This window comes from Micromonospora sp. CA-111912 (assembly GCF_050948415.1).
Taxonomy (GTDB): Bacteria; Actinomycetota; Actinomycetes; order Mycobacteriales; family Micromonosporaceae; genus Micromonospora.
Genome location: NZ_CP192007.1, coordinates 6,320,793 through 6,345,860, shown reverse-complemented (window position 1 = coordinate 6,345,860; position 25,068 = coordinate 6,320,793). Strand labels below are relative to the sequence as shown.

The 25,068-nt window shown below is 73.1% G+C and carries 25 protein-coding genes; 15 read left to right on the top strand and 10 right to left on the bottom strand.

Features of this window, described 5'->3' with window-relative positions:
- The first annotated feature begins 101 nt into the window (after positions 1–101).
- Both ACQPZO_RS26715 and ACQPZO_RS26710 read left to right on the top strand, forming a co-directional pair.
- Positions 102–1,805, top strand: a complete 1,704-nt coding sequence (locus ACQPZO_RS26715) for an ABC transporter ATP-binding protein (protein WP_433344681.1) — start codon at positions 102–104, stop codon at positions 1,803–1,805.
- Positions 1,805–3,568, top strand: coding sequence for an ABC transporter ATP-binding protein (locus tag ACQPZO_RS26710; protein WP_433344680.1), 1,764 nt, complete (start codon positions 1,805–1,807; stop codon positions 3,566–3,568). The genes ACQPZO_RS26715 and ACQPZO_RS26710 overlap by 1 nt, the downstream gene beginning before the upstream one ends.
- A gap of 27 nt (positions 3,569–3,595) precedes the next feature.
- Here the strand turns inward: ACQPZO_RS26710 and ACQPZO_RS26705 are convergent, their stop codons facing one another.
- From ACQPZO_RS26705 to ACQPZO_RS26685, 5 genes are all read right to left on the bottom strand, one after another.
- Positions 3,596–3,886 (bottom strand): DUF1707 SHOCT-like domain-containing protein, encoded by a 291-nt coding sequence (locus ACQPZO_RS26705; RefSeq protein ID WP_433344679.1) that lies wholly within the window; start codon positions 3,884–3,886, stop codon positions 3,596–3,598.
- Positions 3,887–3,940: 54 nt separating this feature from the next.
- Entirely contained in the window at positions 3,941–5,122 is a 1,182-nt protein-coding gene (locus tag ACQPZO_RS26700) for an ROK family protein (RefSeq protein WP_433344678.1), read from the bottom strand.
- Between the two features lie 7 nt (positions 5,123–5,129).
- On the bottom strand, positions 5,130–6,392 hold the full coding sequence (locus ACQPZO_RS26695; RefSeq protein WP_433344677.1) for a sugar ABC transporter permease: 1,263 nt from the start codon (positions 6,390–6,392) through the stop codon (positions 5,130–5,132).
- Positions 6,389–7,195: an ATP-binding cassette domain-containing protein gene (locus tag ACQPZO_RS26690; RefSeq protein ID WP_433344676.1), complete on the bottom strand. Its 807-nt coding sequence runs from the start codon at positions 7,193–7,195 to the stop codon at positions 6,389–6,391. Before ACQPZO_RS26690 ends, ACQPZO_RS26695 begins: the two co-directional genes overlap by 4 nt.
- Before the next feature lie 122 nt (positions 7,196–7,317).
- Positions 7,318–8,406, bottom strand: a complete 1,089-nt coding sequence (locus ACQPZO_RS26685) for a sugar ABC transporter substrate-binding protein (RefSeq protein ID WP_433344675.1) — start codon at positions 8,404–8,406, stop codon at positions 7,318–7,320.
- A 422-nt stretch (positions 8,407–8,828) separates the two neighbouring features.
- On the opposite strand from ACQPZO_RS26685, the gene ACQPZO_RS26680 reads away from it, so the two are divergent.
- From ACQPZO_RS26680 to ACQPZO_RS26650, 7 genes are all read left to right on the top strand, one after another.
- Complete coding sequence (locus ACQPZO_RS26680; RefSeq protein ID WP_433344674.1) at positions 8,829–9,368, top strand: MauE/DoxX family redox-associated membrane protein; 540 nt, start codon at positions 8,829–8,831, stop codon at positions 9,366–9,368.
- A gap of 11 nt (positions 9,369–9,379) precedes the next feature.
- Positions 9,380–9,907 (top strand): hypothetical protein, encoded by a 528-nt coding sequence (locus ACQPZO_RS26675; RefSeq protein ID WP_433344673.1) that lies wholly within the window; start codon positions 9,380–9,382, stop codon positions 9,905–9,907.
- A gap of 125 nt (positions 9,908–10,032) precedes the next feature.
- Entirely contained in the window at positions 10,033–10,605 is a 573-nt protein-coding gene (locus ACQPZO_RS26670; protein ID WP_433344672.1) for a hypothetical protein, read from the top strand.
- Positions 10,602–11,030 carry a hypothetical protein gene (locus ACQPZO_RS26665; RefSeq protein ID WP_433344671.1) on the top strand — a complete coding sequence of 143 codons (429 nt, stop codon included), beginning with the start codon at positions 10,602–10,604 and terminating at the stop codon, positions 11,028–11,030. The genes ACQPZO_RS26670 and ACQPZO_RS26665 overlap by 4 nt, the downstream gene beginning before the upstream one ends.
- A gap of 13 nt (positions 11,031–11,043) precedes the next feature.
- Positions 11,044–11,586, top strand: a complete 543-nt coding sequence (locus tag ACQPZO_RS26660; protein ID WP_433344670.1) for a hypothetical protein — start codon at positions 11,044–11,046, stop codon at positions 11,584–11,586.
- A complete protein-coding gene (locus ACQPZO_RS26655; RefSeq protein ID WP_433344669.1) occupies positions 11,583–11,897 on the top strand; it encodes a hypothetical protein in 315 nt (104 codons plus the stop codon). Before ACQPZO_RS26660 ends, ACQPZO_RS26655 begins: the two co-directional genes overlap by 4 nt.
- A gap of 89 nt (positions 11,898–11,986) precedes the next feature.
- Positions 11,987–12,244: a hypothetical protein gene (locus ACQPZO_RS26650; RefSeq protein WP_433344668.1), complete on the top strand. Its 258-nt coding sequence runs from the start codon at positions 11,987–11,989 to the stop codon at positions 12,242–12,244.
- Between the two features lie 96 nt (positions 12,245–12,340).
- On the opposite strand, the gene ybaK is transcribed toward ACQPZO_RS26650, so the two are convergent.
- Positions 12,341–12,820 carry a Cys-tRNA(Pro) deacylase gene (ybaK, locus tag ACQPZO_RS26645; protein WP_433344667.1) on the bottom strand — a complete coding sequence of 160 codons (480 nt, stop codon included), beginning with the start codon at positions 12,818–12,820 and terminating at the stop codon, positions 12,341–12,343.
- Between the two features lie 75 nt (positions 12,821–12,895).
- Positions 12,896–14,107 carry a THUMP-like domain-containing protein gene (locus ACQPZO_RS26640; protein WP_433344666.1) on the bottom strand — a complete coding sequence of 404 codons (1,212 nt, stop codon included), beginning with the start codon at positions 14,105–14,107 and terminating at the stop codon, positions 12,896–12,898.
- 410 nt (positions 14,108–14,517) lie between these two features.
- Between ACQPZO_RS26640 and groES the strand changes: the two genes are divergently transcribed.
- On the top strand, positions 14,518–14,832 hold the full coding sequence (gene groES, locus ACQPZO_RS26635) for a co-chaperone GroES (RefSeq protein WP_350881844.1): 315 nt from the start codon (positions 14,518–14,520) through the stop codon (positions 14,830–14,832).
- Between the two features lie 70 nt (positions 14,833–14,902).
- Positions 14,903–16,546: a chaperonin GroEL gene (groL, locus tag ACQPZO_RS26630; RefSeq protein ID WP_433344665.1), complete on the top strand. Its 1,644-nt coding sequence runs from the start codon at positions 14,903–14,905 to the stop codon at positions 16,544–16,546.
- A 102-nt stretch (positions 16,547–16,648) separates the two neighbouring features.
- On the opposite strand, the gene ACQPZO_RS26625 is transcribed toward groL, so the two are convergent.
- On the bottom strand, positions 16,649–17,881 hold the full coding sequence (locus tag ACQPZO_RS26625) for a hypothetical protein (protein ID WP_433344664.1): 1,233 nt from the start codon (positions 17,879–17,881) through the stop codon (positions 16,649–16,651).
- A gap of 107 nt (positions 17,882–17,988) precedes the next feature.
- A complete protein-coding gene (locus ACQPZO_RS26620; RefSeq protein ID WP_350881838.1) occupies positions 17,989–18,372 on the bottom strand; it encodes a WhiB family transcriptional regulator in 384 nt (127 codons plus the stop codon).
- Positions 18,373–18,625: 253 nt separating this feature from the next.
- Here ACQPZO_RS26620 and ACQPZO_RS26615 point away from each other — a divergent pair, with 253 nt between their 5' ends.
- Positions 18,626–19,444, top strand: a complete 819-nt coding sequence (locus ACQPZO_RS26615; protein ID WP_433344663.1) for a response regulator transcription factor — start codon at positions 18,626–18,628, stop codon at positions 19,442–19,444.
- 146 nt (positions 19,445–19,590) lie between these two features.
- On the opposite strand, the gene ACQPZO_RS26610 is transcribed toward ACQPZO_RS26615, so the two are convergent.
- Positions 19,591–20,001: a DUF5319 domain-containing protein gene (locus ACQPZO_RS26610; protein WP_387015152.1), complete on the bottom strand. Its 411-nt coding sequence runs from the start codon at positions 19,999–20,001 to the stop codon at positions 19,591–19,593.
- Positions 20,002–20,238: 237 nt separating this feature from the next.
- Between ACQPZO_RS26610 and guaB the strand changes: the two genes are divergently transcribed.
- The 3 genes from guaB (at position 20,239) to ACQPZO_RS26595 (ending at position 24,976) form a co-directional block, all read left to right on the top strand.
- Positions 20,239–21,801, top strand: coding sequence for an IMP dehydrogenase (guaB, locus tag ACQPZO_RS26605; RefSeq protein WP_433344662.1), 1,563 nt, complete (start codon positions 20,239–20,241; stop codon positions 21,799–21,801).
- 30 nt (positions 21,802–21,831) lie between these two features.
- The gene (locus ACQPZO_RS26600; protein ID WP_433344661.1) at positions 21,832–22,950 is read left to right on the top strand and encodes a GuaB3 family IMP dehydrogenase-related protein; all 1,119 of its coding nucleotides are present in this window, start codon (positions 21,832–21,834) and stop codon (positions 22,948–22,950) included.
- 652 nt (positions 22,951–23,602) lie between these two features.
- Positions 23,603–24,976, top strand: coding sequence for a M1 family metallopeptidase (locus ACQPZO_RS26595; protein ID WP_433351278.1), 1,374 nt, complete (start codon positions 23,603–23,605; stop codon positions 24,974–24,976).
- Positions 24,977–25,068: the final 92 nt, after the last annotated feature.

Genomic DNA, 25,068 nt, shown 5'->3' with positions numbered 1-25,068 from the left:
GCGGAGGGGCGGGCGCGAGTCCGACCCTTCGGCTGGGGCGAGTCTGAGCAGCGGCAATGCGGTGGCGCAATCGGTTTTCCACCGCCTAGCGTCGGCGGGTCATGCGATTCGAACCGGCCGGCGATCCCGGCGTACCCGACGACCGCTCGGCGACCCGCTACCTGGTTTGGCTGGCCGGTCGGCAACCGGTGCTCTTCTCCGCCGCCATTGGCCTCGGCGTGGTCTCGATGGTCGCCCAGGCCCTGATGCCGGCCACCGTCGGCCGGGCCGTGGACGCCGGCCTCACCCACCGTGACCAGGGCGCCCTGGTCGCCTGGGGGCTGGCCCTGCTCGGGCTGGGCGTGCTCCAGGCCGGCGCGGGTCTGCTGCGGCACCGGTGCGCGGTGCACAACTGGCTGGGCGGCGCCTACCGGACGGTGCAGGTCACCGTCGGCGCGGCGAACCGGCTGGGGGCCGCGCTGTCCCGCCGGGTCGCGGGGGGCGAGGTGGTCAGCATCGGTACGGCCGACATCGGCCAGATCGGCCACGCGATCGACATCACCGCCCGGGGCACCGGATCGCTGGTCGCCATCGCCACGGTGGCGGTGATCCTGCTCTCCGCGTCGGTGCCGCTCGGCCTCGTCGTGGTGCTCGGGGTGCCGCTGCTGATGGCCGTGGTGGGGCTGCTCATCCGGCCGCTGCACCACCGGCAGCAGGCGTACCGGGACTCGGAGGGGGAGCTGACCGCCCGGGCCGGCGACATCGTCTCCGGGCTGCGGGTGGTGCGCGGCGTCGGCGGCGAGCCGATGCTGTCGGCCCGGTACCGGGCTCGGTCCCAGGCGTTGCGCGGCGACGGGCTGCGGGTGGCCCGGGTGGAGTCGCTGCTGGAGGCGACCCAGATCCTGCTGCCCGGCGCGTTCCTGGTGCTGGTCACCTGGCTGGGCGCCCGGTTCGCGCTGCGCGGCGAGATCACCGCCGGCCAGTTCGTCGCCTTCTACGGCTACACCGCGTTCCTGGTCAGCCCGCTGCGTAACCTCACCGAGGCGGTGGACCGGCTGATCCGGGGGCACGTGGCGGCCCGCCGGGTGGTCCGGCTGCTCCGGCTCACCCCCGAGCTGGTCGACCCGGCCCGCCCGGTGACCCTGCCGGCCGGCCCCGGCGAGCTGGTGGACGCCGAGTCGGGGCTGGTCGTGCCGGCCGGCCGGCTCACCGCGCTGGTCGCCGCCGTACCCGAGGACGCCACCGCGATCGCCGACCGGCTCGGCCGGTACGTCGACGCGGAGGTGACGCTGCACGGCGTACCGCTGCGGGAGGTGGCGCTGGCGGCGGTGCGCGGGCGGATCCTGGTGGCCGACAACGACGCGCACCTGTTCACCGGCCCGCTGCGGGCGGAGCTGGACCCGCACGACGCGGCCGAGCCGGCGACGATCCTCGCGGCGCTGGACGCGGCGAGCGCGACCGACATCGTCGACGCCCTGTCCGACGGGCTGGACGGCCGGGTCGCCGAGCAGGGCCGGGAGTTCTCCGGCGGCCAGCAGCAGCGACTGCGGCTGGCCCGGGCGCTGGTCGCCGACCCGGAGACACTGGTGCTGGTCGAGCCGACGAGCGCGGTGGACGCGCACACCGAGGCGCGGATCGCCGCGCGGCTCGGCCCGGCCCGGCGGGGCCGGACCACCCTGGTCTGCACCACCAGCCCGCTGGTGCTGGGCCGCGCCGAGCACGTGGTCTTCGTCGAGGACGGCAAGGTGGTGGCCGAGGGGCCGCACGAGGAACTGCTGCGCACCGAGCCGCGCTACGCGGCCACGGTGAGCCGGGGGGAGAGCTGATGACCACCGCGCTGCCGATCGCCGACGCCGGCCAGGTCCGCCGGTACGCCCGCGCTCTGGTCCGCCGTCACCCCCGCGCCCTGGCCGTCGCGCTCGGCCTGCACGCGCTGGCCGCGGCGGCCGGGCTGGTCGCGCCGCGGCTGCTCGGGGACCTGGTGGAGGGCATCTCCCGGGGCACCTCGACCCTCTCGGTGGACCGGATTGCGCTGGCCATCGGCGGTTTCGTGGCGGCCCAGTCGGTGCTGGTGCGGTTCGCCCACCTGGCGTCGGCCCGGCTCGGCGAGGGGGTGCTCGCCGAGCTGCGCGAGGAGTTCGTCGACCGGCTGCTCGCCCTGCCGTTGTCCACGGTGGAGCGGGCCGGCACCGGCGACCTGCTCACCCGGGCGTCCCGGGACGTCTCCGCGCTGTCCAGGACGGTCCGGTTCGCGGTGCCGGAGACCCTGATCGCGCTGGTCACCGTCGTGTTCGTCGTCGTCGCGTTGCTGCTCACCGGGCCGCTGCTCGTGCTGCCGAGCCTGCTCGCGGTGCCGATCCTGTGGGCCGGCACCCGGTGGTACCTGCGTCGCGCCCCGGACGGCTACCTGCGGGAGAACGCCGCGTACTCCGACATCACCGACGGGATCAGCGAGACCGTCGAGGGGGCGCGAACCACGGAGGCGCTGCGCCAGCAGGCCCGCCGCCAGGCCCGCAGTGCCGCCGACATCCGCCGGTCGTACGCGGCCGAGCGGTACACCCTCGGGCTGCGCACCGTCTTCTTCCCGGTCGCCGAGCTCGGATACGTGGTGCCGGTCGTCGCCACCCTGGTCGTCGGCGGCTGGTTCTACCTAAAGGGCTGGGTCAGCCTCGGTCAGGTCACCGCGGCCACCCTCTACGCCCAGCAGCTCGTGGACCCGGTCAACCGGCTGCTCTCCTGGCTGGACGAGTTGCAGGTGGGTGGCGCCTCGATGGCCCGGCTGCTCGGGGTGGCCGCCGCCGACGACGCGGGCCCTGCCCCGGCCGTCGGGTCCCCGCGGCCTTCGGCGGGCGGCGGCCCGGCCGCTCCCCGGCTCGCCGCCCGCGACGTCCGGTACGCCTACCGCAAGGGCCGGGACGTGCTGCACGGCGTGACCCTGGTGCCCGAGCCGGGGGAGAAGCTGGCCATGGTCGGGCCGTCCGGGGCGGGCAAGTCCACCCTGGGCCGGCTGCTGGCCGGGGTGCACTCCCCGCGCACCGGGTCGGTGACCGTGGACGGCCGGCCGCTGGACGGGCTGCCCCTGGCGGAGCTGCGCACCCACGTCGCGCTGGTCACCCAGGAGCACCACGTCTTCATCGGCACGCTCGCCGACAACGTGGCGATGGTCCGCCCCGACGCCGACCCGGCCCGGGTCCGGTCGGCGCTGGGGGCGGTGGACGCCCTGGACTGGGCGGACGCGCTGCCGCAGGGCCTCGACACGGTGGTCGGCGCGGGCGGGCACGCGCTCTCCCCGGCGCAGGCCCAGCAGCTCGCGCTGGCCCGGCTGGTGCTGGCCGACCCGCACACCCTGGTCCTGGACGAGGCGACCTCGCTGATCGACCCCCGGGCGGCCCGGCACCTGGAGCGCTCGCTGGCCGCCGTGCTGGCGGGCCGGACGGTGATCGCCATCGCGCACCGGCTCTTCTCCGCGCACGACGCCGACCGGGTGGCCGTGGTGGAGGACGGCCGGATCACCGAGCTGGGCTCGCACGACGAGCTGGTCGCGGCCGGCGGCCCCTACGCCGCACTGTGGCGTTCCTGGCACGGCTGAGTCCGGGGGTGGGGGCCGGCGGCCGGGTCAGCGGGTGAGGGCCATCAGCAGGCCGAGCAGGACCAGGGTGGCGACGGCGACGGCGAAGACGACCAGCAGGTCCCGCCGGCCGTGGTCGGCGGCCGGCCCGGCGGGGGTCGACTCGACCGGCAGGTCCCGGGTCACCGCGGCCAGGTCGTTGAGGGTACGGGCGGACCAGACCACCCCGACCCGCTCGGAGAACTCGTCCAGGCTGAGCCGGCCCGCCGAGGTGTGCCGTTGCAGCTCGGCGACCACCCGGTGCCGGTCGTCGTCAGAGGCGCGCAGCTCGACGTCCACGGAGGACAGGGTACGCAGCCGCGCTCGCCGGGTCCGCCCCGCCGGAGGTGGCTGTCAGGCGGCGTCGAGCGGGTCGGCCAGCAACCGCTCGAAGGCCAGCTCGGCCGCGCCGATCAGGGCGGCGTCGTCGCCCAGCTTCGGCGTACGGAGCCGGACGTGTTCGAGGCAGGCCGACAGCCCGATCGAGTTGAGCCGGCTGCGTATCTGGGCCGCCGCCGCGAGGTACAGGTCCCGCATCGTCCCCCCGAAGATCACCATCTCGGGGTTGAAGATGTTGACCAGGTTGCCCACGCCGAAGCCGAGCCAGTCGCCGATCTGCCGGACCGCCGCCTGGGCCCGCGCGTCGCCGCGGTCGGCGGCGTCGAAGACCGCGAGCACCGCCTCCCTGCCCTGGTCCTCCGACCGGCCCGCGGCGCGCAGGAGGGCGTACTCGCCGATCTCGGATTCCCAGCAGCCGCGCGATCCGCACGCGCAGCGGACGCCGTCCCGGTTGACGACCATGTGGCCCACCTCGCCGCCGTAGCCGCCGTGTCCGGTCAGCCGGCGGCCGCCCGCGATGATGCCGGCGCCCACTCCCACGTCGCCGTACAGGTAGATGACGTTGTTGCAGCCGGCGGCGGCGCCGCGGGTGTACTCGGCGAAGGCGCAGACGTCGGCCACGTTGCCCACCCTGGGCGGCGTGCCGGTGCCGAGCTCGGCGGCCAGGGCATCCGCGATCGGCTCGTCCACCCAGCCGGTGTGCGGGCCCAGTCGGACCATGCCGTCGTCGCGGCGGACCATGCCGGAGACCGCGATGCCCGCGCCGATACAGACCGTTCCGGGCTGTACCACCTGCTGCATCCTCTTGAGCTCCCCGGCCAGCAGCGGCGCGGTCTCCGCGGCCATCAGGCCGCGCGGACGCTCCAGCGCGTGACGGTCGAGCACGACGCCGCCGAGCCCGATCCGGGCGATCCGCAGCCGGTCCACCTCGATGCTGAACGCCCAGGCGTAGACCCGGGCCGACTCGGGCCGGACGACCAGCGACGGTCGTCCCGCCCGCCGGGTCTCCCTCGGCGTCTCCTCGCTGACCAGGCCCGCGTTGACGAGGTCGGTGGTCAGCGCGCCGATGGTGCTGCGGTTGAGCCCCAACGCGGTGGTGAGCGTGGCGCGCGACGTCGCCCCGTGGACGTGGACGTGGCGCAGCAGCGCACCGAGATTCTGCCGGCGAATCTCCTCCTGGCTCGGGCCCGCACGCATCGGCTGTTCAGCGGTTCCCGGTAGCGACGGCCCGGCGGCGGGAGAGCGCGTCGACGCCGGCGGCCAGCAGCAGCACCAGCCCGGTGAACAGGTACTTCACTCCGGAGCTCGCGTTCATCAGGCCCATGCCGTTGTCGATCACCGCGACCACCGCGCCGCCGAGTATCGCGTCCACCACGCGGCCCTTGCCGCCGAAGAGGCTGGTGCCGCCGATCACGGCCGCGCCGACGGCGTACAGCAGCACGTCGCTGCCGCCGGTGTTGGCGTCCACTGAGCTGAACCGGCTGGCGGCCACGACGCCGCCGACCGCCGCCATGGACGAGCAGACCACGAAGACCGAGATGCGGATGCGGTCGACGCTGATGCCGGCGCGGCGGGCGGCCTCCCGGTTGCCGCCGACCGCGTACACGTGCCGTCCGTAGGCGGTGCGGGACAGGACGAAGGTCAGCGCGACGAACAGCACGGCGATCAACGGTACGACCACCGGCATCCCCCGGTTCGAGCTGATCACGCTGTTGAGGCTGCGTTCGAGGTTGAGCACGTGAACGGTGAGGCCGACGCCGACGCCGAGCGTGCCGATTCGGACCAGCACCACCGGCAGGGGGTCCGTGACGAGCCCACGGACGGAACGGTCGCGGTACCGCAGTAGCTGCGCGGCGGCGTACCCGGTGACCGCCACGGCGGCCAGCAGCCAGCCGACCAGCGGCGGAAGGTTGTTGTTCTCGATGGCGACGAGGGGTTCGGCCTGGACCGGGACGCTCGTGCCACCCTTGATCAGCATCAGCATGAGGCCCTGGAAGGCGAGGAAGCCCGCCAGCGTGACCACGAAGGACGGGATGCCGACTTTCGTCACGAGGAAGCCGAGCGCCAGCCCGATCAGCGCGCCCGTGCCGAGGGCGGCGAGGGTGGCCACGTACCAGGGGTAACCCTGGATGGTCAGCAGGTTGGCCAGCACCGCCGCGCAGACCCCGCTGGCGAAGCCGGCGGACAAGTCGATTTCGCCCAGCAGCAGGACGAATACCAGGCCCATCGCGATCAGCACGACGGCCGCTCCCTGGGTGAACAGGTTGGCGAAGTTGCCGGCGGTGAGGAAGTTGGGCCGCAGGACCGAGAAGAACGCGTAGAGCACGACCAGGCCGAGGATGGCCGGCAGAGCGCCCATGTCGCCCCCGCGCAGGCGGGCCAGGTAGCTCTGGACGTGACCGCGGAGGGTGGGCTGCCCGACGGCGGCCACCGGTTCGGTGTGGATCGTCTTCGTCCGGGTGGTCATTCCGCAGCTCCCGCCATTCTGGTGCTGGGGTAGGCGTTGTCGGTCTCGGTGGCCGTGCCGAGCCTCCCACTACGCCCCGAGGTGATCAGCTCGACCACCTGGGCGTGTGTGACGTCGGTCGTCCTGATCTGGGCGACCATCTGGCCGAGGTAGAGCGTCGCGATCCGGTCCGACACCGCGAAGACGTCGTTCATGTTGTGCGAGATGAGGACGACGGCCAGCCCGTTGTCGGCCAGCCGCCGGAGCAGTTCGAGCACCTGGGCGGTCTGGGCCAGGCCGAGCGCAGCCGTCGGCTCGTCGAGGATGACCAGCCTGCTGTTCCAGAGCACCGCCTTGGTGATCGCCACCGTCTGGCGCTGGCCGCCGGAAAGGCTGGAGACGTGCTGCCGCAGCGAGCTGATCGTCTTCACCGACAGCAAGGCGAGGGTCCGGGCCGCCTCTTCCTCCATGGCTGCCTCGTCGAGCACCAGGCCCGAGCGTCGCTCCCGGCCGAGGAACATGTTCTGCACGATGTCGAGGTTGTCGCAGAGAGCGAGGTCCTGGTAGACGACCTCGATGCCCAGGGCTGCGGCGTCCCGGGGGCCGTTGATGGTCACCGGCCGGCCCTCGAACAGGTACTCGCCGGCGTCGGTGCCGTGGATGCCGCTGATGCACTTGACCAGCGTCGACTTTCCGGCGCCGTTGTCGCCGACGAGGGCGGTCACCTCGCCCGGATGAACCGAGAGGGCGACGTCGCGAAGGACCTGCACGGGGCCGAAGCTCTTGTCGACTCCACGCAGTTCCAGCAGGGGGGTCCCGGACACGGTGGTCTCCTTCGCGTAGGTGTCCGACTGTCGGATGTCACCGGCCGGGCCGTCCGACACGACGGAGGTGTCCGACGGCCGGCAAGAGGGTGTCACATCCGGCCCGGGCCGGGTTCGACCGGTCAACTCAAGCCGTTCGCGGCGCAGAGCGCGGCGTACTTTTCGGTGCAGACGGCGCTTCTGTCGACGAAGCCGTCCGCGATGACGTTCTTCACCGTCTCCCTGGTTATCGGCTGGGCCGCGAGCAGCACGGCCGGGACGTCCCGGTTGCCCTCGGTGTCCCGGAAGCTCTGGTCGGTCTTCCTCTTCTCGCCCCTGGCCAGCGCGATGGCCAGCGCGGCTGCGGCCTCGGCCTCCGCCTTGATCGGCTTGTACACGGTCATGCACTGGTCCCCGGCCAGGATGTGCTGGAGGGCCTGCGCGTCGGCGTCCTGGCCGGTGACCGGAACCCTGCCGTTGAGCTTGTTCTTGGTCAGAACGGCGATGACCGCGTTGGCCAGCCCGTCGTTGGCGGCGAGCACGCCGTCGATCTTGCCACCGGTCTGGGTCAGCATCTGCTCGAAGATGGTGCCGCCGGTGGTGTTGTTCCACTCGGGCACCGACTGGTCCGGCCCCTTGACGTACTCCTGCGCGTCGTATCTCGGCTTGAGGACGGAGTCGTAGCCCGCCTTGAGCTGGGCCGCGTTGTTGTCGGTCGGCGCGCCGTTCAGCTCGACCACCACCGGCTTCCGCCCGCCCTTCTCCGCCAGGCACCTGACCAGGCCCTCGCCCTGGAGTCTGCCCACGGAGACGTTGTCGAAGCTGACGTAGTACTGCGCGGAGCCGCCCAGGGTCGGCCGGTCGTAGTCGATCGTGGCGACACCCCGCTGGGTGGCCTTGTCCAGGACCGCCTTGCCGGTGCCCGAGTCGAGGTTGGTGATCATCAGGGCGGTGACCCCGTTGGTGATCATCTGCTCGGCGATGGTGACGAAGCGTGCCTTGTCGTTCTGCGCGTTCTGGATGTCGTACTCCACCCCGGCGGCCTCGAAGGCGGCCGCCAGGTACTTGCGATCCGCGGCCTCCCAGCGGTTCGACGAGGCGCTGTCCGGCAGGATCACGCCGATCTTCGGCTTCGGCCGCCTGACGGTGTCGTCGGAGTTGCCGCCGCAGGCGGTGAGGTTTCCGGCGGTCAGCAGGCCGACCGCGGCGATGGTGAGGATCCCTCTGCGCATGTGCACGGGTCCTTTCGAGGGGGACGGAACTCGAGGGTGCCTGGTGGTGACGCGCGCGACAGGACCGGGTGGTGGTTGCCGACGACGACCTTTGTTGTCTCCGGCAACCTATTGTTCGGTCGATCCGTCGCACAAGGCCGCAGAGGTGGAGAGTTCATCGCGGACGGTAACGATTCGGGAACACGCTCGGCACGCTCCGTAATCGGCGCGACCCGGGCGGTCGCCGCCGTGGAAGGTGCGCGAAATTTAATTAATATCCATCGATGGAATGTTGACCACGTGCAATTCGATGCGTAAGACTGTTGCCACTTGCAGTAACTGTCCATGGTGGACATTGTCGCCGGTGCCGGCACGGGACGCCGGGCAGCGAACGGGGGTCATCAGATGTCGATGAACTGCGCCCTGAGCACGATCCCGCCGTCATGACGACGGCCACCCTTGTCGTGGGCGTCGTCGCCTGCACCACCGCCGCCGTCCACCTCTGCGCCGGGCTCGGCAAGCTCGTCGCCCCCGAGCACGCCCGCGAGGCGGTCGCGGGGCTGCTGCGGCTGGCCGACCCGGTGGCGCGACGGGTCGTCCGCCTGCTGGCCCTGGTGGAGACGTTCGTCGCGGTCGCCCTGCTCGTCCCGGTCCTGCGCCCGACCGGTGCCCTGCTCGCCGGCGTTCTCGGCCTGGCCTTCGCCGGGGCGGGTCTGCTCGGTCGGGCCCGGGGCCTGCGTGCGCCGTGCGGCTGCTTCGGCCGGCCGGAGAGCCGCCCGCTGGGGGCCGGCTCCGTGCTCAGCGGGCTCGCGCTCGTCGCCGCCGCGATCATCGTCCTGCGGTACGGGCCGCGCGGCGTCCCGCACCCCGACCTGCTGCCGGTCGGCACCGCCGGCCTCGCGGTGGCCATTGTCCTCTGGACCTGGCGGGACCTGGCCCGCGACCTGATCCGCGCCCGGCCGACCCCGGCCACCCGCGACTGAGGAGTACATCGATGGGTTACGTGTTCGGGTTCGCCCTCCTGGTCCTGGCCGGGGCAGTGGTGGTGCTCTTCGCGATGCTGGGCCAGCTCTCGACCCGATCCGGCGGCGGGGCCGCCGCCGGGACCAGCGGGGTACGCCTGTTGGAGGAGGCCCGGATCGGCACCACTCCGTCCAGTTGGCCGGCCGGCCTGTCCGGGGCCGGCGAGGGGCCGCTGCGGATCGTCCTCGTGTTGAGCACGGCCTGCTCCAGTTGCCGGACGGTCGCCGCTCAGCTCATCGGCGGGTCCGACGTGGCCGACGTCGCGGTGGTCATCTCCACGGGCGACGCCATCGTCGGCGCGGAGTTCGTCGCGGACAACGGGCTGGCCCGGCTTCCCCACCACGTCGACGAGGGCGGTGACTGGGTGCGGGGGGAGTTCGGCATCGCCATGAGCCCCGTCGCGCTCGTCTTCCGCGACGGGACACTCATCTCCGCCCTGGCGTTCACCGACTTCGCCATGTTGCGGGCCACCGTGTCCCCCACCCGGCAGCGGGTCTGAGCGACAGGCGCCCCGCCGCGCAATCGACCGTCCGCACGTCGAGAAGGAGCGCCGCCATGATCGTCTGGATCGTTCTCGGCATAACAGGAGCCATGCTGCAGGCCCTCAGCCCTTGAGGCGTGTCCATGGCCGGGGTCGCCGGTCCCATGTTGCGTCGGAACCCGTTCGAGGGCGTCCGGTTCCTGGTCGGCCTCGCGGTCGGCGGGGTGATCGCCGGCGTCGTCCTCGCGATCCCGGTGTTTCTCGCGGGCACACTGCTCCAGCAGTTGCTGCCCGAACCGCTGCGGCTGGCGCTGTTGGCCGCGGTCGCCGGCTGGCTCGGCGTCGCCGATCTGCGTGACCGTACGCCGCACATCTGGCGGCAGGTGCCCCAGCGGCTGGTCCGCACGCTCCCCGGCGGGACGCTCGGCGTGGTCTGGGGCATCGACCTGGGGCTGCTCTTCACCACGCAGAAGACCGTGTCCCTGATCTGGCTCGCGCTGGCGGCCGTCCTGCTGGTCGATCCGGCCTCGGCGCCGCTCCTCCTCTTCTGCGTCGTGCTCGTCGCGAGCCTGCTGGTCTCGCTCTGGAGCATGTCCAAGCACGCCGACCTACCGGAAAGGAGGAGTCGGAAATGGGTGGTTCGGGCGAGACGGGCCTCGGGCGCGACGATCCTGGCCGTGGCGCTGTCCCTCGTCGTGGCGGTGGTCCAGGCATGACGCCGATGCTGGAGCCGGACCCGACCAAGGGGCAGGTGGTGGTCACCCGGTTCACCTGCCGCACCCTGCCCAAGGTCCTGCTCATCCTGCTGATGCACCTGCGGCTCAAGCGGCACGTCCGCCGGCAGGCGAAGGGCTACCTCGGCATCAAGGTGTTGGTCGACTGGCGGCAGCGGGTGGTGCTGAGCATCTCGCTGTGGCGGGACCTGGACAGCGTCTACTCGATGGGCGGGATCCCGCGGCACGTCGGGGCCTCCCGGGCGCCGGGCAGGTTCGGCATCACCACCACCTGCGGCGTCTTCTGCTACGCCGGCGGGTGGACGCGGGTCATGTTCGGCGGAGCGGCCAGGGCCGAGTCGCCGCTGCACCCAGCCACCCCAGTCGTCGATCCGGCGGCGCGACGGACCGCCGCCACGACGGGATGAGGAAAGGGCCGGAATGAGCTATCTGACCATGTTCGTGACCGTGCTGCTCGCGGGAGTGATCGTTCTTCTCTTCGCCATGGCCGGCGAGCTGTACGCGCGGAGCGGCGGCTTGGAAGGCTCGCCGGACTCCGCCGCTGGCGGCACCGGGGTCCGGCCGCTCGAACAGGCCCGGTTCGGCGAGCGCCCGAGCGGTTGGCCCGCTCCGCTGGCCGGCTTCGGCAGCGGCGGGCCACGCCTGGTGCTGGTCCTCAGCACGCGCTGCGCGAGCTGCGACGACGTGGCCGCGCAGCTCGCCGGCCAGCCCGATCCAGACGACCTCGGCGTCATCGTGACGACCGCCCACCGCGACGAAGCAATGGAGTTCATCGACCGCCATGGAATCGGCCGACTGCCCCACCACATAGACGAAGGCGGCGACTGGGTCGCCACCCAATTCGGCGTCAAGATCAGCCCTTCCGCTCTGGTGATCAAAGAGGGACGGCTGGTTTCCGCATTGTTGTTCACCGATGTCGTGGCAGTCCGTGCCGCGGTACAGGCAGCTAAGGAGGCTGTATGAGCGACGACGAACGCGAGGCACCCCGGTCCCGCGGCGGCGGGTCCCGGCGGGGGTTCCTCGCCAAGCTGGGCGCGGTGGGCCTGGTCACCTCGGGCGCCGTCTTCGCCCGGTCGACTCCCGCGATGGCGGCCAACTACCAGTGCTGCAGCCTGGTCTTCGTCCCGCCGAACGTCAGTTTCAGCAACTGCCGCGCGGCCACGAACTACACCTGGTCGTGCACCACCTCCGGCGGCTTCCTCTGGTGCCAGTGCTGCGAGAAGAAGTCCGGCAACACGACCGTGGGGTCGGCCGCCTCCTGCCAGTACGGCTGACGGGCCCCGGCCTCGCCCGTCGCGGCTGGGCCGTCGCACCCATCGGTAACCCCGCAAACTGCTACCGCTAAGAGGAAAGGGGTCCTGTAGTGAAACTACCCATCGACCGCGGCCTCGTCGTCGTGGACGACGAGGCCGACGGCACGCAGACCGTCCACATCTGCGCGGACGTCCGCAACGGTGAGCCCGTCGAGGTCTTCGCCACGCACACCCGGGCCGGCCGGGTGAGCATCCAGGAGGGCGTGGCGTTGACCCGACGCGGTCACCGCAGCTTCTCCACGCAGATCCTTGAGGTCTTCGACGAGGAGGGTGTGGTCAACATCCAGCGGGTCAGCACCCGCCGCTGACCAGACGGCCGCCGGGTGGGCCGACGTCGGCCCACCCGGCGGTTCCCGTTTTCCGCGGCGGGCCGACGGCCCACTGCCGGCGCGTGGGCGGTGGGGTCAGTGGGCGGCGATCGGGGCCGTCGCGGCATCGGTGAGGGCGATCAGGTCGGCCGGGGCCAGCTCGACCTGGAGGCCGCGCCGGCCGGCCGAGACGTAGACGGTCTCGTGGCCGAGGGCGGAGGCGTCCAGCACCGTGGGCAGGCGCTTGCGCTGGCCGATCGGGCTGATCCCGCCGCGCACGTAGCCGGTGGCCCGCTCGGCGACCGCCCGGTCCGCCATCGTCGCCCGCTTGCCGCCGAGCGCGGCGGCCAGCGCCTTGAGGTCCAGCTCGCCGGTCACCGGCACCACCGCCACGGCGAGCGCGCCGTCGACCTCGGTGACCAGCGACTTGAACACCCGCTCCGGGGGTACGCCCAGGGCCGCCGCGACGAGCGCGCCGTAGTCCGGCGCGTCCGGCGAGACGTCGTACGGGTGGGTGCTGTGCCGGATCTTCCGCCTGTTCAGCAGCGCCGTCGCCGGAGTGCCCTGTCCCGCCATGCCCGACAAGCTAACCCGGCGTTGCCCGGCGGGCCACCGGAAACGGCGGATCGGCGCCGCGGCAGGCGATCCGGGTCAGCCCACCGGCCGACACAGCAGCACGGTGGGTGCGCCGGCGACCCGGGTCAGCACCAGGCTCGCCGCCTCCGGGCCGGCCAGCCGCAGGTCCCGCCGCAGCTTCTCCGGCTCCAGCGCCGAGCCGCGCTTGAGGATCTCGACCCGGCCCACCCGGCGCTCGCGCAGCAGGGCGCGCAGCCGCTTCAACGAGAACGGCAGCACGTCGGTGATCTCCAGGCAGCGGGCGAACGGCGTCGCACCCGGCGCGTCGGCGTACAGGTAGGCGATGCTCGGGTCGGCGAGCGTGGCGCCCAGGACGTCGGCCAGCTCCGCGACCAGGTGGGCGCGGACCACCGCCGGGTCGGGGTCGTGGACGTACCGGCGGACCGGGCCGACCGTGGCCTCGACCGCGCCGGAGCCGGTGAGCTGGTGGTGGGCGACCGGCGCGGCGGCGACGGTGGGGGCCGGCTCCCGCAGCAGGGTGGCGCGGCGGGGGACCTCGGCGAGCCGGCCGCACCACAGGGCGGCCTCGACCAGGTCACCGGCCACGCTCACCCACTCGGCCTCGGCTCCGGCCGGGATCAGCGCGTGGTCGAGGCCGGGGGCCACCTTGACCACGGTGTGCGGCACCCGTTCGGCCAGGCCGGTGACGAAGTCCCACGGCGGCGAGTAGGCGTTCGGGTCGAAGATCCGCCGCCCGGTGCCGGCCCTGCGCCGTGCCGGGTCGCAGAAAACCGCGTCGACCCGGTCCACGTCGAACGCCGTGGCGTCGCCGCACTCCACGGTGAACGCGTCGGCCAGCCCGGCGGCCTCGGCGTTCGCGGCGGCCATCTCGGCGGTCACCGGGTCGGCCTCCACCCCGTACACCCGGATGCCGGCGCGGGCGGCGGCGAGCGCGTCGGCCCCGAGGCCGCAGCCCAGGTCGGCGAGGGTGCGCACCCCGGCCGCGCGCAGCCGGTCGGCCCGTCGGTCGGCAACCACCCGGCGGGTGGCCTGCTCCAGCCCGGGGCGGGTGAGGAACATGCCGGCGGCCTCCGGCCCGAACTTGCCGACCGCCCGGCGGCGCAGCTCCGCCTGGGTCAGCGCCGCCGCCGCGAGCCCGGCCGGGATTCCGGCAGAGCGGAGCGCGCCCGCCGCGGCCAGCGGGTCGCCGCCGGCCCTCTCGGTCGCCGCGTCGAGCGCGGCCGACCCCTCGGGGGTACGCAGGGCGGCGAACTGGTCGAGATCCACCCGCCCATTGTCCCGGGCCCCGGCCGGGCTGTTCGGCTGCGGGCCATCAGGGGTCCGCCCGGCGGCCGGACGGTGGTGTCAGCGGGCGGGAGCGGCGGCGATGGGGACCACCGACGGTTGGGAGCCGAGCACGGTGTGGCGAGGTGTCGTCGGCGTGTCGCGGTTACGAGTGGCGGAACTTGTGGCGACACGACGGGTGGCGCGCTGGCACTCTCCTTGACGGAGTGCTAGCCACGGCCTAACCTGCGATTAGCACTCTCCCATCGAGGGTGCCAGCTTCCGGGCCCGTGCCCGGGCGCTGAACGCCAGGCGGACCGGCACCCGCGACGACGGCCCCGCCCGGTGGCATGTGGCAGATTGACGCTGGTCGGCCCCGTCGGCCAGCAACGAAACCAATACCCCAGGAGGGTATGCCCGTGACTACCGCGACCAAGGTTGCGATCAAGCCGCTCGAGGACCGGATCCTGGTCCAGGCGAACGAGGCTGAGACCACCACGGCGTCGGGCATCGTGATCCCCGACACCGCCAAGGAGAAGCCGCAGGAGGGCACTGTCCTCGCTGTCGGCCCGGGCCGGATCGACGACAAGGGCAACCGGATCCCGGTTGACGTCGCCGTCGGCGACACCGTCATCTACTCGAAGTACGGCGGCACCGAGATCAAGTACGCCGGCGAGGAGTACCTGGTGCTCTCCGCCCGCGACGTTCTCGCGGTCATCGAGAAGTAGGCAACCGATCAGTGTCACTGCCCCGGTCCGGTTCGCCGGGCCGGGGCAGTGCCGCTTCGAAGGGACATTAATGGCGAAGATCCTTAGCTTTTCGGATGACGCCCGGCACCTGCTGGAACACGGTGTCAACGCCCTCGCGGACGTGGTCAAGGTCACTCTCGGCCCGCGCGGGCGCAACGTCGTCCTGGACAAGAAGTTCGGTGTGCCCACGATCACCAACGACGGCGTGACCATCGCCAAGGAGATCGAGCTCACCAACCCGTACGAGAACCTCGGCGCGCAGTTGGTCAAGGAGGTGGCGACCAAGACCAACGACGTCGCCGGCGACGGGACCACCACCGCGACCGTGCTGGCCCAGGCGATGGTCCGCGAGGGCCTGCGCAACGTGACCGCCGGCACCAACCCGGCCGGCCTCAAGCGCGGCATCGACGTGGCCGCCAACAAGGTCTCCGAGGCCCTGCTCGAACGGGCCGTCGAGGTCGCCAGCAAGGAGTCGATCGCGCACGTGGCGACGATCTCCGCGCAGGACGCCACGATCGGCGAGCTGATCGCCGAGGCGATGGAGCGGGTCGGCCGCGACGGTGTCATCACCGTCGAGGAGGGCTCCACCCTCGCCACCGAGCTGGACGTGACCGAGGGTCTCCAGTTCGACAAGGGCTTCATCTCGCCGAACTTCGTCACCGACGTGGAGGGGCAGGAGGCGGTCCTGGAGGACCCGTACATCCTGATCACCACGCAGAAGATCTCGGCGATCGAGGAGCTGCTGCCGCTGCTGGAGAAGGTCCTCCAGAACAGCAAGCCGCTGCTGATCATCGCCGAGGACGTCGAGGGCCAGGCCCTGTCCACCCTGGTGGTCAACTCGATCCGCAAGACCCTCAAGGTCTGCGCGGTGAAGGCCCCCGGATTCGGCGACCGCCGCAAGGCGATGCTTCAGGACATGGCGATCCTCACCGGCGCCGAGCTGGTCGCCCCGGAGCTGGGCTACAAGCTGGACCAGGTCGGCCTGGAGGTGCTCGGCACCGCCCGGCGCGTCGTGGTCGACAAGGAGAACACCACCGTCGTCGACGGTGGCGGGCAGTCCAGCGAGGTCGCCGACCGGGTCGCCCAGATCCGCAAGGAGATCGAGGCCTCGGACTCCGAGTGGGACCGGGAGAAGCTGGCGGAGCGGCTGGCGAAGCTCTCCGGCGGCATCGCGGTCATCAAGGTGGGCGCGGCGACCGAGGTCGAGATGAAGGAGCGCAAGCACCGCATCGAGGACGCGATCGCCGCGACCAAGGCCGCTGTCGAGGAGGGCACGGTGCCCGGTGGTGGTGCCGCCCTCGCGCAGATCCGGTCGGTTCTCGACGACGGCCTCGGCCTGACCGGCGAGGAGAAGATCGGCGTCTCGATCGTGCGCAAGGCGCTGGTCGAGCCGCTGCGCTGGATCGCGCAGAACGCCGGCCACGACGGCTACGTCGTGGTGCAGAAGGTCGCCGACCAGGAGTGGGGCACCGGCCTCAACGCCGCCACCGGCGAGTACGTCGACATGGTGAAGGCCGGCATCATCGACCCGGTGAAGGTGACCCGCAGCGCGGTCTCCAACGCCGCTTCGATCGCCGGCCTGCTGCTCACCACCGAGAGCCTGGTGGTGGAGAAGCCGGAGAAGGCCGAGCCGGCCGCCGGGGGCCACGGCCACTCGCACGGCCACGGCCACCAGCACGGCCCGGGCTTCTGACCGACGCCGTACGACACCGCGCAGGGCACGCCTTCACCCCGACGGCGTGCCCTGCCGCCCTTCCTGCCCCCTGATGGTGGCGGGCGCGCGCCGGGAGGCCCGTTACCCGATCGTGGGCGTGTCGAAGGGTGGCGGCGGGCCGAGGTAGGCGACCTCCGGCGCCAGCAGCACCGCCCACGCGGGCCGGAACGCCGGTGCCCGGCGGTCCAGCTCCGGCTGGAGGTGGCTGCGCCAGGGCCCGTGCCCGTCGGGCAGCCAACCGGGCCACGAGTCGTAGCGTCGTTCGAGGGTGAAACCGCCGGCGGTCGTCTCCAGCCGTAGGAAGATCCACTGCCCGTGCGCCGGGTCGGCCTCGGCCGCCCGGAGCCGGCGGACCAGGTCACCAGCCTGGCGGAAGGCCGCCCAGCCGTCCTCGCCCGGGCGGTTGGCCGGGGGAGACTCGCCCGGGTGCTGGCTGAGCGCGGTGTCGGTGACCTGCATGAGCAGCGAGCAGCGGCCGTCGCCGGCCGGGGCCCGGCCGCGTGCCCAGTCGACGAGCTCGGTCAGCTCGGGGGTGGGTGCCGGGGCCGGGCGGGGCGCCTCCGTGGCCCGCCGCATCGCCGTCCAGACCAGCCGGTCGTGCTGGTCGTCGCTGAGCACCCGGACCCGCCGGGGCGGAGCCCCTGCCGCCGCCGCCACCGCCGGTGGTCTCCCGCCCGGGGCCAGCCCGGCCCGGGCCGCCACCGCCAGGCCGGCGGGTACGTCGACCGGGCCGGGCCGGAGCCGGCCGAGCAGCCCGTCCAGCGCGCCCGCGTCGAGGGCGCGGTCGGCAGCGGCGGCGAGCAACCGGCCGGCGGCCTCCGCCACCTCGGCCCGCTCCGTCGCCTCGTCCGCAGGCTGGTATCCGCCCCACTCGAAGACCACCTCGCCCAGCTCCCGCCGGGCCCGGTCGTCGTCAAGCACCGCCCCGGCAGTCGCCCGCAGCCCGTCGGGCAGCAGCGGCTCCGGGTACGGCACCCGGGACCAGCCGCCGTCGTACCAGTAGGCGTAGCCGAGTTGGTCGGCCTCGGCATGCCGGATCAGCTCCGGCCAGGGCAGCCAGGCGGGGGCCCCGGCGAGCAGGTCGAGCGGCGGGCTGACGTCGACGGTGTCGCTGTACTCGTGGTCGTAGCCGAAGAGCACCGCCCGACCGCCCTCGACACGCACCAGCCGCGCCCAGTTGCCCCCGTGGTCGTCGTGGTGGGCGCCGCCCGCGTCGCACCAGTAGACGTCGTCGTGGCCGAGGGTGGCGAGCGCCGAGGCGAGCGCGCCCCACCGCGCCCAGAGCGTGTCCGGATCCGCGATGTCGATCAGCATCCGAGGATCCTGGCAGAACGGTGGGACATCCGCCTGGCCGGGACGTGACAACGACGCCGCGCCCCGGGCGGCCGGGGCGCGGCGTCGGCGTGCGGTGGGCGCGGTCGTCAGGCGACGCTGCGCTGGGCGGACATCGCGGACTTGTGCGGGCGGCCGAGGCGGGACTCCAGGCGGGCCACGTCGACGCGGCTGTGCCGGCGGTCGGCCAGGTCCTCCCAGCCGACCGCGAGCAGCCGCAGCCGCTCCGCCTCGCTGAAGCCGCCCCAGACGCCGTACGGCTCACGGACGGACAGCGCGTGCGCGGCGCACTCGGCGCGTACGGGGCAGGCCCGGCAGACCGCCTTGGCGCCGGACTCGCGGCGCAGACGGGAGGAGCCGCGCTCCCCGTCCGGGTGGAAGAACTGGGCGCTGTCGCGGCCCCGGCAGGCACCGAGCCGCTGCCAGTCCCAGAGGTCGACGATGGGTCCGGGCAGCCTGCGTACGTTCGACATCAGCACCCCTCCTCCCGCGGCACCGCGGAGACTCTCAGTTGACCGGATGTCCGGGCGGCGGCCGCGCTGGCGCACCGATTTCCGGCTCGGGCTTCCGGTACCCCGGCTCGCGCGGGCTCACACTTCTGTGATCGAAAACCTCGGACATTGCGCGGCTTATGCCCCATCTGTCGGAAAAGTTCGGAGGATTGCTGGGAACGCCCACCCGACCACACCCCGCCGTGGTCTGCTTCGGGTCGGAGAGGAGACCACAGTGCGTACTGTTCTCGTGTGCGTTCGGACGCCGCTCGCCGCGCAGCAGCTGAACTCCGCGGCGGCTCGGCTCGGACTGTCCGCCGCCGTCCGTACCGCCGTCTCCGATCCCGAGGTGATGTTGCGGCTGGCGGAGGGCCCGCCCGACGTGGTGCTCGCCGACACGACGCTCACCCGGCCGGACAGCGCCGGCTTCGTGCGTCGGGTGCTGGCCCGCGCCCCGCAGGCCGCGGTGCTGCTGCTCGGGGCCGAGGAGTCCGACGCGGCTGCGGCCAGCATCGGCGCCGGGGCCCGGGGCCTGATCCAGGGCACCGACCACGACCTGACCAGCGCGGTGGCCAAGGCCCTGCTGCTGCTCTCCGCGCCGGGCCGGGCGACCCGGCACCGGGTGGCCGACCCGGCCCGGGACGCCGCGGCCGTCGGCGGCCAGAAGCGCCCCGCCCCGGCCGGCCGCGCCCCGAACAATCCAGGCCCGGCCTGGTCGGCGGCCCAGGATGGGCCGGGCGGTGTGCCGTCGGTGGTGCCCGTGCAGCGGGGCGACGACGAGCCGGAGCCGGCCGGCGGCGAGACCGAGGAGCCGGCGAACCCCCGGCGGGCCGCCCCGGCCAGGGGCGCCCGGGGGGCGGTCGGCCTGACCGAGCGGGAGCTCCAGGTGCTGCTCGGGATGGCCGAGGGCAAGAGCAACGCCGAGATCGGCCGGGAGTTGTTCGTCTCGGAGGACACCGTCAAGACGCACGCCCGCCGGCTGTTCCGCAAGCTCGGCGCCCGCGACCGCGCGCACGCGGTGGCCGCCGGCTTCCGCGCCGGCCTGGTCGCCTGAGCGCGCCGTCGGGCCCGCTGCCCGGCCGGGCTCGGTCCCGCAGGTCACGCCCGGTGCGACCCGGCCTGGTGCGACGCCGTGCTGTCCGGACAAGCGCCGCGAGCCGCTACCCGTACGTCAACAACGCGCAGGACCCGCGGGGCAGCTCAGTTGCCCGGCTCGGTGTCGTCCTCGGTGCCCTCGGTCAGGGTGTCGTGCACGCCGTCGGCGTAGCCGCGCGCGTAATCCCAGGTGACGTAGTGGTCCGGGTCCGGGTCGTAGGCCGGCTCGTGCACCCGGGGCCGGCCGGAGCTGAGCAGGTGACGCAGGTTGCCCCGGAGCAGGTCCCAGTCGAAGTAGTGCGGCTCCCGGCAGTCCTCGCACTCGATCACCAGCCCACGCACCCCGACGGGGGCCAGCAGGGCCTGGTAGATCTCCAGGTCGGCGAGGTCCTCAAGCACGTCCTGCCGCTCGACCTCGGTCAGGGGGTCGAGTGCGGCGTCGCCGTCCGGGTCGTGCAGCTCCGCCGCCGGATCGGCCGGGTCGCCGTTGAACGGGTCGATGGGCTCGTCGTGCACCCCCTCACCGTAGACCCCGCGACCACGTGCCGCCCGCCCCCGTCCGCCCGGTCACCCGGCGTCGGGGCTGACGGGGGCGGCCGTCACGCAGCGTCGACGACCGGGCCGGCTCGGGCGGGGTCGGCCCGGGCCGATGGGTACGATGGCACCGACGTGTCAGCTACCCGGCGTGCGCCGGATGCCCGCGCGCGCCGCCTCGCTGAAGCCCCGCGCCCGACCAGCTCAGGAGAGCCTTTCGTGGACAATTCGCCCAGCATCGATCTTCCGACCGACGCCGACCGCGGCGAGCTGGGCGGCCACCTGCCGGAGCTGCCCGCCGGCTCGGCCCGCGTGGTCCCGCTCGGCCTCACCTTCGACGACGTGCTGCTCCAGCCGGGCGAGTCGGACGTGGTGCCCAGCCGGGTCAACACCCGCACCCGGCTGACCCGCAACGTCGAGCTGGCCGTCCCGCTGCTGTCCAGCGCGATGGACACGGTCACCGAGGCGCGGATGGCGATCGCGATGGCCCGCCAGGGCGGCATCGGCGTGCTGCACCGCAACCTCTCCCTGGAGGACCAGGCGCTCCAGGTCGACCTGGTCAAGCGCTCCGAGTCCGGCATGATCACCAATCCGGTGACGGCCAGCCCGCAGGACACCCTGCGCGACGTCGACGCGCTCTGCGGCCGGTACCGGATCTCCGGGGTGCCCGTGGTCGACGGCGACGGCCAGCTCGTCGGCATCGTCACCAACCGGGACATGCGCTTCGTCTCCGAGCCGGCCACCCCGGTCCACGAGATCATGACCCGCCCGCCGCTGGTCACCGCGCCCGTCGGGGTGAGCAAGGACGAGGCGCTGGCGCTGCTGCGTCAGCACAAGGTGGAGAAGCTGCCGATCGTCGACGACTCGGGCCGGCTGCGCGGGCTGATCACCGTCAAGGACTTCACCAAGAGCGAGCAGTACCCGAACGCCACCAAGGACGACGCCGGCCGGCTCCGGGTGGCCGCCGCCGTCGGGGTGGGCGAGGACTCGTACAAGCGGGCCCGGACCCTGGTCGACGCGGGCGTGGACGTGATCATCGTGGACACCGCGCACGGCCACCAGCGGGCGGTGCTGGACATGGTGCGCCAGCTCAAGAAGGACGTCAAGATCGACATTGTCGGCGGAAACGTGGCCACGTACGCCGGGGCGAAGGCCCTGGTCGAGGCCGGCGCCGACGGGGTGAAGGTCGGAGTGGGGCCGGGCGCGATCTGCACCACCCGGATCGTGGCCGGCGTCGGCGTCCCGCAGATCACCGCGATCATGGAGGCGGCCCGGGCCGCCCGCCCGGCCGGCGTCCCGGTGATCGGCGACGGCGGCATCCAGTACTCCGGCGACATCGCCAAGGCGTTGGTGGCCGGTGCCGACACGGTGATGCTCGGCAGCCTGCTGGCCGGCTGCGAGGAGAGCCCCGGCGAGTTGATCTTCATCAACGGCAAGCAGTACAAGGCGTACCGGGGGATGGGCTCGCTCGGCGCGATGCAGTCCCGGGGCCAGGCCAAGTCCTACAGCAAGGACCGCTACTTCCAGCAGGACGTGCTCGCCGAGGACAAACTGGTCCCGGAGGGCGTGGAGGGTCAGGTGCCCTACCGGGGCCTGCTTTCCGCCGTCGCCCACCAGCTCACCGGCGGGCTGCGGGCCGCCATGGGGTACGTCGGCGCGGAGAGCATCCCCGAGCTGCACCGGCGCGGCCAGCTCATCCGGATCACCGCGGCCGGGCTCAAGGAGAGCCACCCGCACGACATCCAGATGACCGTCGAGGCGCCGAACTACCACTCCCGCTGACCACCACCCCCCGAGACACCTGGAGCCCCCATGCGTGACGTGGTCGAGATCGGCCTGGGTAAGACCGCGCAGCGCGGTTACCACCTGGACGACATCGCCATCGTGCCGAGCCGCCGCACCCGGGACGTCGACGACGTCTCCACCGCCTGGCAGCTCGACGCGTACCCGTTCGACATCCCGTGCGTGGGGCACCCCTCGGACGCGACGATGAGCCCGCAGTCGGCCGTGCGGCTCGGCCAGCTCGGTGGGCTCGGCGTGCTCAACGTCGAGGGCCTGTGGACCCGGTACGAGAACCCGACCAAGATCCTGGAGGAGCTGGCCGCGCTGGGCGAGGACGCCCGCGCCACCAAGCGGCTCCAGGAGGTGTACGCCGAGCCGATCCGCCCGGACCTGATCGCCGAGCGGGTCCGCGAGCTGCGGGCCGGCGGCGGCACCGTGGCGGTCCGGGTCTCCCCGCAGCACACCCTGGCGCTGGCCCCGGTGATCCTCGACGCGGGCGTGGACATCCTGGTGATCCAGGGGACCATCGTGTCGGCCGAGCACGTCTCCACCACCGACGAGCCGTTGAACCTCAAGGAGTTCATCGCCGACCTCGACCTCCCGGTCATCGTCGGCGGTTGCACCGACTACAAGACCGCGCTGCACCTCATGCGCACCGGCGCGGCCGGCGTGATCGTCGGCATCGGCGGCGACGACTGGTCGACCACCGAGTCGGTGCTCGGCATCCGGGTGCCGATGGCCACCGCGATCGCCGACGCCGCCGCGGCCCGCCGCGACTACCTGGACGAGACCGGCGGCCGGTACGTGCACCTCATCGCCGACGGCGACATCCAGACCTCCGGCGACATCGCCAAGGCGCTGGGCTGCGGCGCGGACGCGGTGATGCTCGGCGAGCCACTGACGCTGTGCGAGGAGGCCCCGGCCGGCGGCGCGTGGTGGCACTCGGCGGCCAGCCACCCGTCCCTGCCGCGCGGGGCGTTCGAGGTGGCTGGCGAGCCGCTCGGCGAGATGGAGCGACTGCTGTTCGGCCCGGCCGACGAACCGGACGGCCAGCTCAACCTGTTCGGCGGCCTACGCCGCGCGATGGCCAAGTGCGGCTACCGCGACCTCAAGGAATTCCAAAAGGTGGGCCTCGTCCTAGACCGCTGACCCCCGCACCCGCACCCGCACGCATCTTCGCGGAAAGAGTGGTCATTCCGGCCGGGATGGCCACTCTTTCCGCGAATTAGGGCGGTGGGGGGGTGGGTGAAGACGCCATCGCCATCGCCATCGGCGTAGGGCAGCTTCTCTGCCGAATCGGTCTCCGCCGGGTCGGCCTAGCCTCCTTTGGCTCCTATGGAGCTGCCCCGTCTGTGCTACCGGGGATGCGGGAGCGTAGACGGGGCAGCTCCATAGGAGCCAAAGGGCATGTACCTCGTGAGGAGGGCGGGCATCGGCCAGGCCGCCATCGGGCTATCCGGGTGCGGGACAGACTTCCGGGAGGCGAGACCGGCGGCGGAGCAGGGTGGCCGCTGCACGGTGACCGCCCGCACCGGCGACATTCACACACTTGGCTTCCATCTGCGCAGCGCCGGACCCTCCGCGACCATGCCGGAGCCCTGGGGCGGTGGGGGCGGGTGGGGGCGGGCGAGGGCCGGTGGGTGGGACGGTGAGTGTTGGGTGGTTTTGGTGGGGTGGGGGGGCTTTGGGGCGGGTACGCTTTCTCCGGAGCGTGGCGAGGTGAGCGATGTCCCGAACAGGAGGGCGACCGGGCCTGGGAGTTTCCCGTCGGGGCGTCCACACCGGGTGGCCGGGGCGGGGGCTGTTGGCCGGGTGTCTCGCCGTGGCAGCCCTCGCCGGCTGCACCGGGGCGCCCCCGGATCCCGACCGCCCCCGCCCCGGCCAGGTCGACGTCGGCGACCCGTACGTCCCCGGCCATGGCAACGGCGGCTACGACGTGGCCGCGTACCGGCTGCGGGTCCGCTACGACCCGGCCGACGACCGGCTCACCGGCCACGCCACGGTCACCGCCACGGCGGACGCCGTCCTGTCCCGGTTCAACCTGGACCTCGCCGGTCTGACCGTCACCGCGGTCCGCGTCGACGGGACTCCCGCCCGGCACGCCCGGGACGGGCGCGAGCTGGTGGTCACCCCGGCGCGTGGCCTGGCGAGGGGCGCCCGGTTCGCCGTCGACGTGGAGTACGCCGGGGTGCCCACGCCGGTCGAGAGCGAGCTGGGCGTCGGCGGCTTCCTGGCCACCCCGGACGGCGCGGTGGCCCTCGGCCAGCCCGACTCGGCGGCCACCTGGTTCCCGGTCAACGACCACCCGTCCGACAAGGCCACCTACGACGTCGAGGTGACCGTGCCGGACGGGCTCGCCGCGCTGAGCAACGGGGTGCCGGCGGGGCGGAGCAGCAGCGGCGGCTGGACCACCTGGCGCTGGGCCGAGCGGGCGCCGATGGCCAGCTACCTGTGCACGCTGGTGATCGGCGACTACCGGGTGACCACGAGCACCCACGCCGGCAAGCCGATGGTCACCGCCGTCGCGGTGGGCCTGCCGGCGGACGGTCCGGCCGCCACCTCGATCGCCCGCACCGGGGAGATCGCCGACTTCCTGGCCGACCGCTTCGGGCCGTACCCGTTCGACTCGTACGGCGGGATCGCGCTCGCCGACGGGCGGATCTCGTACGCGCTGGAGACCCAGTCCCGCCCGGTCTACGGGCCGGGGTTCTTCCTCGCCGGCCCGAACACCGAGGTGGTCGCACACGAGCTGGCCCACCAGTGGTTCGGCGACAGCGTCTCGCTGGACCGGTGGGGCGACATCTGGCTCAACGAGGGCTTCGCGACGTACGCCGAGTGGCTCTGGACGGAGCACGGCGGCGGCCGGACCGCGCAGCGCACCTTCGAGCTGCGTCACGCCGCGACCGACTGGTCGCGACCGTCGGTGGACCCGGGCCGGGCGGACATGTTCGGTGCCGCCGTCTACCAGCGGGGCGCGCTCGCGGTGCACGCGCTGCGGCGTACCGTCGGCGACGAGGTGTTCTTCCGGACCCTGCGCACCTGGACCGCCGAGCGGCGCGGCGGCAACGCCACCACCGCGGACTTCGTCGCCCTCGCCGAGCGGGTCTCCGGCCGGCGGCTCGGCGCGTTCTTCGACGCCTGGCTCGTCGGCGGCACTGCTCCCGCCCCGCCCTGATCCACCCGCCCTGCCCTGATCCCACCCGGCGTGACCGCACCGTGGCCGGCGCTCGGTAGGCTGCCGCGGGCGGAGCGGCCGGCCGGGGTCGG

Bases quoted from the DNA above. Each gene is read 5' to 3' on its own strand.
- ACQPZO_RS26695 (WP_433344677.1), bottom strand. From the start codon at position 6,392: ATGACCACCCGGACGAAGACGATCCACACCGAACCGGTGGCCGCCGTC.
- groL (WP_433344665.1), top strand. From the start codon at position 14,903: ATGGCGAAGATCCTTAGCTTTTCGGATGACGCCCGGCACCTGCTGGAA.
- ACQPZO_RS26665 (WP_433344671.1), top strand. From the start codon at position 10,602: ATGACGCCGATGCTGGAGCCGGACCCGACCAAGGGGCAGGTGGTGGTC.
- ACQPZO_RS26625 (WP_433344664.1), bottom strand. From the start codon at position 17,881: ATGCTGATCGACATCGCGGATCCGGACACGCTCTGGGCGCGGTGGGGC.
- ACQPZO_RS26620 (WP_350881838.1), bottom strand. From the start codon at position 18,372: ATGTCGAACGTACGCAGGCTGCCCGGACCCATCGTCGACCTCTGGGAC.
- groES (WP_350881844.1), top strand. From the start codon at position 14,518: ATGCCCGTGACTACCGCGACCAAGGTTGCGATCAAGCCGCTCGAGGAC.
- ACQPZO_RS26670 (WP_433344672.1), top strand. From the start codon at position 10,033: ATGGCCGGGGTCGCCGGTCCCATGTTGCGTCGGAACCCGTTCGAGGGC.
- ACQPZO_RS26715 (WP_433344681.1), top strand. From the start codon at position 102: ATGCGATTCGAACCGGCCGGCGATCCCGGCGTACCCGACGACCGCTCG.
- ACQPZO_RS26710 (WP_433344680.1), top strand. From the start codon at position 1,805: ATGACCACCGCGCTGCCGATCGCCGACGCCGGCCAGGTCCGCCGGTAC.
- ACQPZO_RS26655 (WP_433344669.1), top strand. From the start codon at position 11,583: ATGAGCGACGACGAACGCGAGGCACCCCGGTCCCGCGGCGGCGGGTCC.
- ACQPZO_RS26685 (WP_433344675.1), bottom strand. From the start codon at position 8,406: ATGCGCAGAGGGATCCTCACCATCGCCGCGGTCGGCCTGCTGACCGCC.
- ybaK (WP_433344667.1), bottom strand. From the start codon at position 12,820: ATGGCGGGACAGGGCACTCCGGCGACGGCGCTGCTGAACAGGCGGAAG.
- ACQPZO_RS26660 (WP_433344670.1), top strand. From the start codon at position 11,044: ATGAGCTATCTGACCATGTTCGTGACCGTGCTGCTCGCGGGAGTGATC.
- ACQPZO_RS26680 (WP_433344674.1), top strand. From the start codon at position 8,829: ATGACGACGGCCACCCTTGTCGTGGGCGTCGTCGCCTGCACCACCGCC.
- ACQPZO_RS26675 (WP_433344673.1), top strand. From the start codon at position 9,380: ATGGGTTACGTGTTCGGGTTCGCCCTCCTGGTCCTGGCCGGGGCAGTG.
- ACQPZO_RS26700 (WP_433344678.1), bottom strand. From the start codon at position 5,122: ATGCGTGCGGGCCCGAGCCAGGAGGAGATTCGCCGGCAGAATCTCGGT.
- ACQPZO_RS26600 (WP_433344661.1), top strand. From the start codon at position 21,832: ATGCGTGACGTGGTCGAGATCGGCCTGGGTAAGACCGCGCAGCGCGGT.